This is a genomic window from Streptomyces telluris, assembly GCF_024519335.1.
Taxonomy (GTDB): Bacteria; Actinomycetota; Actinomycetes; order Streptomycetales; family Streptomycetaceae; genus Streptomyces; species Streptomyces telluris.
In genome coordinates this window covers 479610-492347 of the sequence record NZ_JANIID010000001.1, presented here as the reverse complement: position 1 = coordinate 492347, position 12738 = coordinate 479610, and the positions used below count along the sequence as shown (strand labels likewise).

Here is a 12738-nt window from a genome sequence, read left to right as displayed (position 1 = left end):
CCCGGGGGCCGGGCACTCGGTGTCAGTCCCTTCCGGCATGATCGGGGCCTGCCCGGAGTTCCACGAGAGGGGTACGTCTTGCCCGCATCCGCCGAGTCCCTGATAGCCGAGGTGCCCGCCTTCGCGGCGCACGCCCGCACGGCGACGCTGCTCAGGCCGTCCGAGGGCGCTCCCGGCGTCCGGGACAGCTCCGTCGGCGGGCCCTTGCTCTGGCCCGAGGACGAGCCGTGGCCCGTGTGCCGGGCACCGCACGCGGTGCGGGTGCACGAGAAGCTGACGGACGACGAGCGTGATGCCTGGCAGCGGATCGACCGGGCCGTGAAGGAGCGGCGCCGCCTGAACCCCGGCCGGGCGTACGAGCTCACCGCGGAGGAGGTCCTGGTCCAGCAGCAGATCATGGCGGGCGCCTCGGCACTCGACATGGTCACGTGGGAACGGATGCGCTGGGCGCAGGACGCCTCGGGCCCGGGCGTGCCGATGGTGCCCGTCCTGCAGCTGTACGCGCGGGACGCTCCCGCGGCCGTGCCCTGGCCTGAGGGCGCGGACGTCCTGCAGATGCTGTGGTGCCCGACCGAGCACAGCGACCCGCCGGGCCAGCCGCGTTACTGGGGGCCCATGGTCACCCTGCGGTACCGCTCGTCGTCCCGGGTGGTGGGGGCGGTGCCCGACCCGCCGCGGCCGGACCGGGCCGACGACTGCTACCTGCCCCGGCCCTGTGTGCTCGCCCCCGTGGAGGTCACCGACCTGCCCGACCAGGACGAGGTTCCCGAAGACCTGCACGCCGAGGGCGAGCGCTGGGCGGAGGACCACGACGTCGAGTACCACCGCGACCTGGCCTGCCGCCCCGGCTGGAAGGCCGGCGGCTGGCCCAGCTGGCACCTCACCGACCTCATGGCCATCGACTGCACCTGCGGGGCCCGCATGCGGCTGTTCCTGACCGTGGACAGCAGCCACGACGGCCCGGACGTCAGCGTGGGGCGCCACGGCGAGCTCCGCGTCTTCACCTGCCCGGCGGACCCGGCCCACCCCATCAGGCTGAACATCCAGTAGCGAACGGCGTTCAGAGCCCGTACGCGGCTTCCTGCCCTTCGAGCACGAGGATCCGCCCCTCGGCCGTGCCGATGAACACGTCCCCGCCAGGGGCGGCGCTCAGGCTCCTGGGAGTGAAGTCGTGCCCGCTCACGGCGGTCGGCCGGCGGCGTACCACCTCGCCGTCGGCCGGCCGCAGGGTCAGCAGCTCCTTCGCGCCGGTCACCGCGTAAAGGAGCCCGCCCCCGGCGTCCGCCGCCCGGATCTCCGCATCCATGCGGTGCGCCCACACCACCTCGCCGTGAGGGAGCGCCCGGCGGAGCAGGAACGGCCCTTCGGCGGTGGTGGCGGCGTGGACGATCCCCGGTCCGCGGCCGTCCTCGACGTACACGCCGGGCCCGCCGGCGATGTGTCCGGCAGGGCACTCCTCCCACCGCAGCGGGAACAGGGGCTCGACGCCCCGGGGAGAGGCCTCGACCACCCACTTCTCGGGGCGGGGCTCATCGCCGTCGCCTTGCAGGAAGAGCAGGTGCGGAGAGCGGCGGATGCCGAACTCGAAGGACTTGTCGCACTCTCCCAGCGCCACCGTGCCCAGCTGACGGCCCGTGGGCGTGAACACGGGAGTCTCGGAGGGCGGCCACCTGGCCGGCGGGAACAGGTCGCGCGAGTCCCGGGCTGCCCACGCGCCGTCGGCCCGCGCGGCGAGCCGGGCGGGGAAGTCGAGGCGGTGCTCGGCGAGGACCGTGCCGTCCGCGAGGTCGACCCGCCGGAGGAGCGTCTTCCTGTCGTCGCTGGTGCCGGCGATCACGGTGACCCACGCCGTGCGATCGTCCGGCGCCACGTACACCTGGCAGCCGGAACGTTGGAAGGCGTCCTCGGGTTCGGGCACGGCCCACAGCAGGGAGCCCTCGGACGACCAGCACTCCAGCAGGCTGCTGTTGAGCGGGCAGCAGAGCACCCGGCCGTCCCGCAGGGCCTCCACCGCCATGACGTCGGTGCGGGGAGTCCACGTCCGCCCCGCCTCGGCGGCCAGGGCGACGAGGCGGTCGCCCACCCGGTAGCCGGGTTCCAGCGGCGGGCCCCAGTCCACGTCCTCGTTCGCCAGGGCCTTGCGCGCCTCCAGGTCGATCTCGCCTTCCTCGACGCCCAGCCATGCGTCGGCAGGGCGCTCGACGACGCACTGCGCGAAGGCGTCCTCGCCGTCCCGCTCGTAGGAGACGTCCGGTACGGAGAAGATCACTTGCAGCCTGCGCTCGTCGAGCCAGCGCAGCGCCGTCACGCCCACGCCGGTGACGGGGAAGGAGACCAGCCGCCGCGCCTGCGGCTCGTAGAGGAACAAGCCGCCCCGGCGATTCCACTCCTCGCCCCACTCGGTGGAGATCGCGAACAGCGGGAGGACCGGGTGGAACGCAAACGCGTCCACGTGGTGATCGATCTCCACGAGGTCCCACAGGGAGAGGTCGCTCTTCCGGTAGACCGCCACCCGCGGCCCGCCGCCCGGCCCCGTCCCGGAGGCCGGTGTGGCCAGCCAGAGTCCGTCGGCGCTCACCGCGGCCCAGTACGGCCGGCCGGCTTCGAGAAACGGTTGGTCAGGTATCGCGCGCATCCCCGCATTCTCGGTGACGCCCGGAGCGGCCCGTGCAACCAGGCCGTTCCGGACGGCCGGGTGACGGGAACAAGCCACCCTTAACGGACTTCTCTCCTCCTCCGCGGGCGGGCCGGGATCCTTGAACGGTTCCGGTCAACGGACTGACCACGGGTGCGAGGAGCCGCATGTTCAGGTGGGGGAAGCAGGCGGATGAGGAGCTACTGAGGAAGCTCGGAGAGGCCATAGCCGGCCTGCAGCACGAGATGAGCAGGACGTTCCGGGACGGGTTTCAGGAACTGCGCCGGCAGAACGACGGGCTGCGTCAGGAACTCGGCGGCGGCCTGGGCGGCAGGCTGGGTGAGCTGCACGAAGAGCTGCGCGATCTGCGGCGCGCGCTGACCGACGTGCGCGAGGACGTCGCGGAGACCCGCCGGGAGAACGAGGCGCTGCGGCAGGAACTGCGGGCCGCCTGCCGGGAAGCCGCCGAAGGTCCCACCGGGCCGCTCAACACCGTACGGGCACCGCGCCCCGAACCCGTTCCTGTCGGGGCTCCGGGCGTGGAGGCCGGCCCGGCCGCGGAGCCGGAAGCGGTGGAGAGGGAAGCCGATGAGAAGACGCCGGAGAAGCGGCTGGAAAAGGCCGCGGGAATCGGCGCCGCGGAGCTGGTGTGCCACCGCGACACCTGGGCGTACATCGTGGAGCAGGCCGCACGGAACGCCCACTTCAGGGTGCCGGGCGAGGTGGTGGCCGGGGAGGACGGCCAGGCACGCGTCATCGTGTCCGGGCGCAGTCTGATGGCGATCCTCACCGCCCTGGACGCCGTCATGCACCAGGGTCCCGGCGGCGACCCCGGCGACTGTGCTCTGGCCAGGAAGTTCTACGAGCGCATCGCCGACGTCGTGGACACCGTCCGCCCGGACGACCGCCAGGGCACAGGCTCGGCGCAGGCGACCCGGGGCCGTACGGTGATCGTCGTCGACGACCGTCCCGGCCGGTCGTGACCGGAGGCGGCCCCTCAGTCCACCCCGGGCCGGGCCGCCTCCTGCAGGGCGCGCCGCGTGATGTTGCGGGCCATGCCGCCGAAGACGACCGCGTGGAAGGGGGACACGCTCCACCAGTAGGCGTGTCCCGCCAGCCCGTGGGGGCGGAAGAGGGCCCGCTGCCGGTAGGTGGAGCGGGAGGGGCCGTCGGGCGTGACGGTCAGTTCCAGCCAGGCGCGGCCGGGCAGCCGCATCTCGGCCCGCAGCCGCAGCACGTGGCCGCGTTCGATCTCCTCCACGCGCCAGAAGTCCAGCGAGTCGCCGAGGCGCAGCGCGTGCGGGTCGCGGCGGCCGCGGCGCAGGCCCACGCCGCCGGCCAGCCGGTCGAGCAGGCCGCGCAGGGACCAGGCGAGCGGGAAGGAGTACCAGCCGTTCTCGCCGCCGATGCCCTCGACCACGCGCCACAGTTCGCGGGCCGGGGCCTCGATGTGCGCTTCGCGGCGGTCCTCGTAGAGCGTGCCGCCCGACCAGTCCGGGTCCGAGGGCAGCGGGTCGCTGGGGGCGCCGGGCAGGGAGGCGGAGGACCAGCGGGTGGCCACGTCCGTGTCGCGCACCCGCTTGAGGGCGAGGCGGACGGCTTCGTCGAAGCCGATCAGGCCCTCGGGAGGGGCGGGGGCGTAGCGGGCGAAGTCGTTCTCGCGGCAGATGACTTCGTGGCGCAGCGACTCCACCAGCGGGCGGGCGATCGAGGCGGGCACCGGGGTCACGAGGCCGACCCAGAGGCTGGACAGGCCGGGCGTGAGGGCGGGCACGGGCAGGACCAGGCGGCGGGGCAGCCGGGCCACGGCCGCGTAGCGCATCATCATCTGCCGGTAGGTCAGCACGTCCGGGCCGCCGATGTCGAAGCCGCGGTTGACGTCGGGAGGGAGCCGGGCGGCGGCGAGGAGGCAGCGCAGGACGTCCCGCACGGCGATGGGCTGGATGCGGGTGGCGACCCAGCTGGGGGTGACCATCACGGGCAGCCGTTCGGTGAGGTAGCGCAGCATCTCGAAGGAGGCGGAGCCGGAGCCGATGATGACGGCGGCCCGCAGCTGGGCGGTGGGCACTCCGCTGTTCAGCAGGATCCGTCCGACTTCGGCGCGGGAGCGCAGGTGGGGCGAGAGGTCGCGTTCGGCCACCTGGCGCGGGGCGAGCCCGCCGAGGTAGACGATCCTGCCCACTCCGGCCTTCTTCGCCGCCCGGCCCACCGCGAGGGCCGCCCGGCGGTCGGTCTCCTCGAAGTCCGCTCCGGTGCCCAGCGCGTGCACCAGGTAGTAGAGGACGTCGACCCCCTCGCAAGGGCCGGCGAGGGTGTCCGGGCGGGTGACGTCGCCGCGGACGGCCTCGATGCGGCCGGCCCACGGCTGGTCGCGCAGCCGGCGGGGGTCGCGCACCAGGCAGCGCACCCGGTACCCGGCGTCGAGCAGGACGGGCACCAGCCGGCCCCCGATGTAGCCCGTGGCCCCCGCGACCAGCACCAGCTGCGGCCGTCCGGTGCTGCCGCCGGGCCGGGCGGGCCCCTCCGGCGCCGTCTCCATGCCCCCACGCTCTTCCATACCCCCACGCTCTCCCGGAACGGTCGTGCCGCGCAGGCGAAGCTGGGCCTTCCGGGTGTCCGGCGGGGCCTCGTCCACGTGGAATGCGCTTGCTCTCGCCCCGGGCACGACGGCTAGGGTGCCGCGCATGGCACCCTTGATCGTTTTCTGCAGCGACCCGCTCGGCGCCCGGCGGGCGGACCCGCACTTCGCCGGCGAGGCCCGCGCCGCCCGCGGGCTGGGGCTGCGGACCGCGCTGCTGGATCACGACGCGCTGCTCGCCGGGGACGTCTCGGGCGCGGTCCGTGGTGTGCCGCGCGGGGCCGGGGCGGCCTGGTACCGGGGCTGGATGGTGCCCTCCGGGCGGTACGCGGAGCTGGCCGGCGCGCTCGCCGACCGCGGGGTGACGCTGCTGACCTCGCCCGACGCCTACCGCCGTGCGCACGAGCTGCCGGGCTGGTACCCCACGCTCTCCCCCGTCACGCCGCGGAGCGTGTGGCTGCCCGCCCGGCCGGGGCACGCCTCGGTCGCCCACGAGCTCGCGGCCCTCACGGCGCCCCTCGGCGGCGGGCCCGCGATCGTCAAGGACTTCGTCAAGTCCCGCAAGCACGAGTGGCACGAGGCGTGTTACGTACCGGACCTCGCCGACACGGAGCGGCTGGGCGCCGTGGTGGCCCGTTTCGTCGAGCTCCAGGAGGAGTTCCTCGCGGGCGGCGTGGTGATACGGGCCTTCGAGCGCTTCGCGGAGGGCGGCGAGGCCCGCGCGTGGTGGGTCGACGGGCGCCCCGTCCTCGTCACGGCCCACCCGGACCGCCCCGACCTGCGGCCCGCGCCGGTCCTCGACGCGGTGTCACCGCTGGTCGCCGCGCTGGGCTGCCGGTTCGTCACCACCGACCTCGCGCTGCGCGAGGACGGCGTGTGGCGGGTGGTGGAGGCCGGGGACGGGCAGGTCAGCGACCTGCCTCGGGGGGCCGATCCGGGGCTGCTGCTGGAGGCTCTGGCAGGGGTCCGGTAGCCGCTGGAGGCTCTGGCCGGGGTTCGGTAGCCGCAGACGGGTCACGGCTCTTCCTCCGAGTAGCCCGGGCACCGTATGTGATCATGGTGCATGTTCTTCGTTCTCATCATTCCGACGATGCTGGTCCTGGGGGCGGCCCTCCTCCACCTGGCCCTGCACGCCCGGAGCCGGCTCCGGGGCGGGCACCGGCCCCGCCTGGCGAGCCCCAAGCCGCTGGCCCTGGTGTCCGTGGCGGCCCTGAGCTCCGCGTTCCTGGTCTTCAGTTACGCGGAGGGGACGTACTCGCCCGGGCTCTGGGGAGACAAGACCTGCATGTTCACCATGGGCGTCAGGGCCCACCCGGAGTCCTCCAGCCTCTTCCCGCTCAGCACGGTCTGCAGCGGCGTGGAGATCGTCCCGGCCTGGGTCAACCCCACGCTCGTCACCCTGACCGCCCTGGCGGCGGCGACCCTCGTGGCCGTGCCCTTCGCCTACGTGGTGCGCCGGCGTACCGTCAGCCCGTGAAAGGCACCCGTCGGCCCTTGAAGGGCACCTTCAGCTCTTGCGAAGGGCACTTTCAACTCTTGAAAGGCACCGTCCGCCAAGGGCTCTCCGGGTCCGTGGTCAGGGCCCGGTGGGCGTCGAGGACCGTCGTGTACCACGGGCCGAACTCCTCCTCGTCGAAGTGCAGGCACCGGCCCAGGACGTAGCCGGCCGAGAACTCCTCCCACGAGTCGTAGGCGGCCTGCGCCTCCCGGGAGGCGCGCTCGATCGCCGCGTGCATCTCGGCCTCCGTGGCGTACCGCGCGCCCCGTCCCCAGCGGGCCATCTTGGACCCGCGGCCTATGTCCCAGGCGGCGATCGTGCGCACGAAGCCGTCCGGCGGCAGGAGCCCGTCGGCGCGGAAGCGGGCCTCGTAGCGCAGCACCTCGCCCACCAGGGCGCGCAGGTGGGACACGAGACCGGTGAGCTCGGCGTCGTCCGCGGCGGTCCCGCCCTCCTGGGCGCGGACGCGCAGCGTCGACTCCACGGTGTTGCGCCACTCGGCGGGATCGACGCGGCCGCCCCGCGCGCGGGCCAGCGCGCTGCGCGCTCCCAGGACGAAGTCCCAGTACCAGGGGCTCACGTCCAGGCCGAGGAGCCGCTCCTGGATCGAGAGCCAGTCCTCGCGGCCGTGCACGCCCCAGCTGTCGGCGATCCGCTCGACCTCGCCGCGGTAGCCCATGCCGTGCCAGTGCAGGGTGTTCCACGCGTCGCCGTTGGTGAAGCACAGGTGGGCGCCGCAGGCCAGGCCGTGCAGCAGCGGGCCGGGCGCGGGGGCGCCGGTGCGCCGGGTCACCACACGGTCCATCAGCCCGTCCGGGGAGAACAGCTCGTGGTGCAGGTCCAGCCACACGTCGCGTTCCTCGTCGCTGATGAGGAAGTACTGCTCGCAGGGCGTGGCCGGGTTGACGGCGAGGACGTCCACGTCGTCGGGGACGATCTGCGCGAGCGCGCCGAGCGTCGCGTACTCGTAGACGAGGAAGGGGTGCGGCCGGGGCAGCAGGCCGGGGGTGTAGACCTGCGCCGCGGTGCGCCCGTCGGGGGTCTCGATGGTGAGCATGGGGCGCTCGTCCTCGCCGGCGGCCTGCGCGTGGTCGAGGCGCACGGGGTAGTACACGCCCTCGATCGCGAGCGTGCGGAGGTACGCGTACGCGTTGTCCGCCCGGCTGAGCTTGTACAGGTACTGCTCCAGATCGGTGGGCGCCTGCCAGCGGGAGCCGTCCTGCGGTGCCGGGACGAGCGGGAAGAACTCGTCGTGCGCCTCGTCGTGGGCTGCCGCTTGCATGGGACTCCTCGTGGTTCCGTTCCGGTCCGGGCCTGCTGACGGCCTCAAGATCGCCTGAGTACGGTAGCGGCGGCTTCTCCGCCTCGGGGAAGCGGGGGTTGCGGCGGTGGTGCAGGCCCGGCCCGCCGCGCTGGGCCGGTCAGGTCGCGTACTGACCGAGGATCAGCATCCCGGTGAACAGGACCACCAGGGCCCCCAGCCCGTAGGCGCCCACCCGGGCGCCGCCCCGGGGCACGAAGATGCCGATCACCGTCCCCAGGGTGACGAGCGGCACGGTGCCCCAGGCGACAGCCATCTCTCCGCCGAAGCGCAGCGAGCCGCGCACGCCGTCCTGGCAGGAGGCGCAGGAGATGGCCAGCAGCGGTCCCACCACTCCGACGAAGGCGCCGACGACGAGGACGACCACGGCGACGACGACGAGCCAGACCCAGTCGCCGGCGGTGCGCCGCCGGGGGGCGCCGGGGCGGCTCGGGCCGGGGGCGGGGGCGGAGGCGGGGGCGCGGGTGTCGGACGTGGTGCTGGTGTTCTCCATGTGCCGGACCCTACGAACCGCGCCCACCGGCGGGCATCCGCCTCCGTACTCAGATCGCCCCGGTCGGGGCCTGAGTACCTGACCGCCCGCGGCCGGGATGTGGACGTGGTGTTGCCGGGGCGTGCTGTGCCGTCAGGCGGTGAAGCGGCGGACGTAGCGCTTCTGCCAGGGGGTTTCGACGGCGTGCCGGTCGTAGTGGCGGCGTACGAATTCCACGGCGCTGCCGGCGGGGACCCCGTCCAGGACGGCGAGACAGGCCAGCGCCGTGCCCGTCCGGCCCCGGCCGCCGCCGCAGGCGATCTCGACGCGCTCGGCCGCGGACCGCTTCCACGCCTCCTGGAAGGCTTCACGGGCGTCCGCGGCGCTGCGGGGCAGCCGGAAGTCCGGCCAGGGCAGCCAGCGGGACTCCCACGGGACCTCGGGCGGCTGCTTGCCGAGCAGGTACACGGCGAAGGACGGCGCCGGGCCCGCGGGCAGGGGCTTGCTCAGGCCACGGCCCCTGACGAGGCGCCCGGAGGGCAGCTGCAGAACACCGGGCTCCCCCGGCGTCCACGTCCCGGTCCCGCCCGTCACGCCGCCACCTCCGGGCGGCGGTTGGTACGCACGGTGTCCAAGTACTCGGCCACGGCGTCCCGGTTGCGGATCAGGCACTCGATCCGCTCGGTCATGCGGTCGCGTTCGAGTTCGAGGGTGGCCAGCATCTCCGGCGTCGCGTCGGGGAAGTGGATGACGCGGGGCTTGTCCAGGCACGGGAGGATCTGCTTGATGATGCGCGTGGGCAGCCCGGCGTCGAGCAGCCCCCTGATCTGCAGGACGCGGTCCACGAAGCGCTCGTCGTAGTGGCGGTAGCCGTTCGGGGAGCGCTGGGAGACGATCAGCCCCTGCTCCTCGTAGTAGCGCAGCAGCCGGCGGGACGTGCCGGTGCGCTCCGACAGCTCCCCGATCCGCATGTTCCGCCCTCGCAGTCCGCCGAGTTGACCTCTGACATACGTGTGATCGTTCGAGCATACACACCGGGTCGTGGGGCGGGGCGTTCGCACATCGCGGGGCGGCCCCACGGGACCGGGTGGGTCCTCGTGGGGCCGCGGTGTGCCGCGTGGGCGTTCACGAGTGCGCCCTCGCGCGTTCGGCGGGGAAGCCGTGCGCCCGGGCGGCGAGCACGACGGCCAGGACCGGCACCAGCAGCACCAGCACGCTCCAGGGGAAGGAGGAAGTGCCCCACAGCCCGAGGAGGACTCCGCCGACGACTCCGCCGCCGGCCATGGCCACGTTCCACAGCGTGACGAGCATGGCCTGCGCCGCGTCGGCCTGCTCGCCGCCCGCGTCGCCCACGGCGGTCTGCAGGAGCGTCGGAGCGCCGCCCCAGCCCAGGCCCCACAGCGCCGCCGCCCCGTAGACGAGCGCGTGACTGTCGGACAGCACGGCCAGGAGGGCCGCCGCGGCCGCGACCAGCAGCGCGCTGAGGACCGTCAGCTGGCGCAGCCGGCGGTGGATCCGTGCGCCGACGATCCAGATGCTCAGCAGGGAGGCGACACCGAAGACCAGCAGCACCACGTCCGTCGAGCCGCCCATGCCGAGCCGGTCGAGGAAGGTGGCGATGTAGGTGTAGAGGATGGTGTGCGCCAGCACGAAGACGGTCACGACGAAGAGGACCGGCACCACGCCGGGCACCTTCAGGGCCCGCAGGATCGGCTCGCGCTCACCGCGCTTCTGCCCCGGGTAGTCGGGCACCATCGCCACGATCCACGCGATGACGACGAGCGTGAGACCCGTCATGACCAGGAACGCCACCTGCCAGCTCAGCGCCTTGCCCAGGAACGTGCCCGCGGGCACGCCCAGCGAGAGGGCGACCGGGATGCCGGTCATCACGATCGCGATCGCTTTGCCCTGCAGGGGCACCGGCGCCATACGGCGCGCGTAACCGGCCAGCAGCGCCCAGGCCAGCCCCGCCGCCACACCGGCCACGAACCGGGCCACCATGGTCAGGGGGTAGTTCGTCGAGACCGCCGTGACCGTGTTGGCGACGGCGAAGGCGCCCATCGCCGTCAGCAGCAGGCCCTTGCGCCGCCACCCGGCGGTGGCCGCGGTCAGCGGGATCGCCGTGAGGGCCGTGCCGATCGCGTAGATCGTGACCGTCTGCCCGGCGGCGGACTCGCTCACCCCCAGGGCCCCGCTCATGGCGGGCAGCACGCCCGCGGGCAGCGTCTCCGTCAGACTCGTGATGAACACGGCCATGGCAAGCGCCAGCAGCGCCATCAGCGGGAGCTTCTCCTGAACGACACCGGCTGCGGGTTCAACGGACGGTTCCGTTTTGATCATTGACATGTCGTGAATCCTGGAACCCTCACATATATGTGAAGGTCAAGCCGACGAAATGTGACCCCCGCCACCTGCGAACCGGAGAGCCGGCGAACCCAGTCGCTCAGGCTTCCACGTCAGTGAGCCCGGTCGTTCTTCGGCCCGATGTCTTTGATCCCGGTCCGAGTTCCGTCGGAGGTGAACGAGTGGTGGAAGGTGAAGGCGTGCGGCGCGGAGCCGTGGTCGTGGAGGTGTTCCAGCCTGGAGACCCCGTCCTGCCAGGTGGGTATCGCGCCGTCGGGGACCCACCAGGTCACGTAATTGGGGTGTTCCGTCCTCTCGAACCAGTCGTAGCGCCTGTTGAGCGCCTCACGGTGCAGACCGGTGTACACGGCGTCGAAGGCGGGGCGCAGGTCGGTCCAGAGTGAGAGGGTCGCGTCCAGGACGATGGTTTCCACCGTGCGGCCCTTGTCGTACCAGGTCGGTACGGCGAACTCTCCCCATGCACCCCAGTCCAGGTCGAAGTGTGTGCCCCGGCTGCGGTCCGCCGCTTCGGCACGACCGAGGTATCCGGGGTGCCGGCCGATCTTCCGGTAGATGGCCTCGCCGCTGTGGTGGAGTTCGCGCGTGAGAGGTCCGGGATCGGTGAGAGGTGACTTCAGGACGCCGAATGTGTACAGAGCAAGATGGGGCAATGCGTCTCTCCCTGGTTGGGGGGGGTGCCTGGTGTGGACCCGGTTCGGTGGCTTGGGCGTGAGCGCGAGGATTCCTGGGGCGTGGCCGACTCGTCCCGTCGCGGGTGGCTCAGCCTGAAGGAACTCCCGGGCGACCGTGGGCGATCGCCGAAGACCAGGTGAAGGTAGCTGCCTTTGCAGGCCCTGTCGAAGTTGCGTTTTTCCTGCCCAAGTGGCCTCCTGGACCGGCCATTGGCCTACGGCCACAGGACCGAGCACCGGCATCGCGATCAGAAGACGGCCGGCCGGCTCACCGCGGCGCTCCCGAGCGCAAGGTGCCTGCCCGGCACCGCCGCGAAGTGTTCGACGGCGAACTCGCCGAAGCGGCGGGCCGCAGCGGTCAGGTAGGCGTCCTCGTGGCGGGCGAGGCGGAGCACGCGGTGGCAGTCGGGGGCGGCGAGCCGGGCCCAGGCGACCGTGCCGCGGCCGCCGGTGTCGCGTGCCATGGCCGGGAGCAGGGCGACCCCCAGCCCCGCGCCGACGAGGTCCAGGATCGCGCCCGGCTCGTTGCCTTCGCAGACGATCGCGGGGCGGACCCCGGCCCGGGCGAACAGCCGGTCGGCGAGGGTGCGTTGCCAGTGGCCCGGGCTGGGGGTGATGAACGGCTCCCCGTCCAGCGCGGCGAGGTCGACGCCCTCCTGCCCGGCCAGCCGGTGGCCGGTGGGTACGGCGAGGAGGACGTCCTCCCGGAGGAGTTCGACGGAGGTCAGCGCCGGGCCCGTGAGCGGCCGGGAGACCAGGCAGAAGTCCACTTCGCGCGTGCGGAGCCGCTCCGCCATCGCGTCCGCGGACGCCTGGTGCAGGCGGACGTCCACGCCCGGGTGTGCCGCGCGGAAGCCGGCGAGCAGCCCGGCGAGGGTCAGCAGGGTTTCGGTGGCGACCGTCACGGTGCCGCCTTCGCCTCCGGCGGCGTCGGCCAGTTCGCGGCGGCCGTCCTCGAGCTCGCCGAGCGCCCGGTCGACGCGGCGCAGGAAGGCGGCGCCGTGCTGGTTGAGCCGGATGCGGCGGCCGCGGCGGTCGAAGAGCGGGACGCCCAGTTCGGCTTCCAGCCGTGCGATGGTCCGGCTCACCGAGGGCTGGGCGACGTGCAGCTCCGCGGCGGCCCGGCTGATGTGCTCATGGCGCGCGACGACCTGGAAGCAGCGCAGGGACAGCAGGTCCACCCGTTCGCCTCCCCCTGA

Annotated in this window: 13 protein-coding genes; 4 read left to right on the top strand and 9 right to left on the bottom strand. The window is 73.3% G+C overall.

Features of this window, described 5'->3' with window-relative positions:
• The first annotated feature begins 78 nt into the window (after positions 1-78).
• Positions 79-1050, top strand: a complete 972-nt coding sequence (locus NQU55_RS01980; RefSeq protein ID WP_168092022.1) for a hypothetical protein — start codon at positions 79-81, stop codon at positions 1048-1050.
• 10 nt (positions 1051-1060) lie between these two features.
• Here the strand turns inward: NQU55_RS01980 and NQU55_RS01975 are convergent, their stop codons facing one another.
• Entirely contained in the window at positions 1061-2635 is a 1575-nt protein-coding gene (locus tag NQU55_RS01975; RefSeq protein WP_168092023.1) for a hypothetical protein, read from the bottom strand.
• Between the two features lie 167 nt (positions 2636-2802).
• On the opposite strand from NQU55_RS01975, the gene NQU55_RS01970 reads away from it, so the two are divergent.
• Positions 2803-3618, top strand: a complete 816-nt coding sequence (locus tag NQU55_RS01970; RefSeq protein WP_168092024.1) for a hypothetical protein — start codon at positions 2803-2805, stop codon at positions 3616-3618.
• A gap of 14 nt (positions 3619-3632) precedes the next feature.
• On the opposite strand, the gene NQU55_RS01965 is transcribed toward NQU55_RS01970, so the two are convergent.
• A complete protein-coding gene (locus NQU55_RS01965; RefSeq protein WP_168092028.1) occupies positions 3633-5174 on the bottom strand; it encodes an SDR family oxidoreductase in 1542 nt (513 codons plus the stop codon).
• Positions 5175-5319: 145 nt separating this feature from the next.
• On the opposite strand from NQU55_RS01965, the gene NQU55_RS01960 reads away from it, so the two are divergent.
• Together NQU55_RS01960 and NQU55_RS01955 are read left to right on the top strand one after the other, a co-directional pair.
• Complete coding sequence (locus NQU55_RS01960) at positions 5320-6186, top strand: ATP-grasp domain-containing protein (RefSeq protein WP_168092025.1); 867 nt, start codon at positions 5320-5322, stop codon at positions 6184-6186.
• Positions 6187-6276: 90 nt separating this feature from the next.
• Positions 6277-6690, top strand: a complete 414-nt coding sequence (locus NQU55_RS01955) for a hypothetical protein (RefSeq protein ID WP_168092026.1) — start codon at positions 6277-6279, stop codon at positions 6688-6690.
• A gap of 52 nt (positions 6691-6742) precedes the next feature.
• Here NQU55_RS01955 and NQU55_RS01950 read toward each other — a convergent pair whose 3' ends face one another.
• The 7 genes from NQU55_RS01950 to NQU55_RS01920 form a co-directional block, all read right to left on the bottom strand.
• Complete coding sequence (locus NQU55_RS01950; protein ID WP_256789498.1) at positions 6743-7993, bottom strand: DUF1266 domain-containing protein; 1251 nt, start codon at positions 7991-7993, stop codon at positions 6743-6745.
• A 139-nt stretch (positions 7994-8132) separates the two neighbouring features.
• Complete coding sequence (locus tag NQU55_RS01945; RefSeq protein WP_168093475.1) at positions 8133-8525, bottom strand: hypothetical protein; 393 nt, start codon at positions 8523-8525, stop codon at positions 8133-8135.
• A gap of 132 nt (positions 8526-8657) precedes the next feature.
• Positions 8658-9098, bottom strand: a complete 441-nt coding sequence (locus tag NQU55_RS01940) for a protein-tyrosine phosphatase family protein (RefSeq protein ID WP_168093474.1) — start codon at positions 9096-9098, stop codon at positions 8658-8660.
• Positions 9095-9475 carry a MerR family transcriptional regulator gene (locus NQU55_RS01935; RefSeq protein WP_168093473.1) on the bottom strand — a complete coding sequence of 127 codons (381 nt, stop codon included), beginning with the start codon at positions 9473-9475 and terminating at the stop codon, positions 9095-9097. Before NQU55_RS01935 ends, NQU55_RS01940 begins: the two co-directional genes overlap by 4 nt.
• Positions 9476-9629: 154 nt before the next feature.
• Positions 9630-10844: an MFS transporter gene (locus tag NQU55_RS01930; RefSeq protein WP_372504610.1), complete on the bottom strand. Its 1215-nt coding sequence runs from the start codon at positions 10842-10844 to the stop codon at positions 9630-9632.
• A gap of 116 nt (positions 10845-10960) precedes the next feature.
• The gene (locus tag NQU55_RS01925; RefSeq protein WP_168093471.1) at positions 10961-11518 is read right to left on the bottom strand and encodes a DUF3291 domain-containing protein; all 558 of its coding nucleotides are present in this window, start codon (positions 11516-11518) and stop codon (positions 10961-10963) included.
• 269 nt (positions 11519-11787) lie between these two features.
• Positions 11788-12720, bottom strand: a complete 933-nt coding sequence (locus NQU55_RS01920; protein ID WP_168093470.1) for a LysR family transcriptional regulator — start codon at positions 12718-12720, stop codon at positions 11788-11790.
• Between the last annotated feature and the right edge of the window lie 18 nt (positions 12721-12738).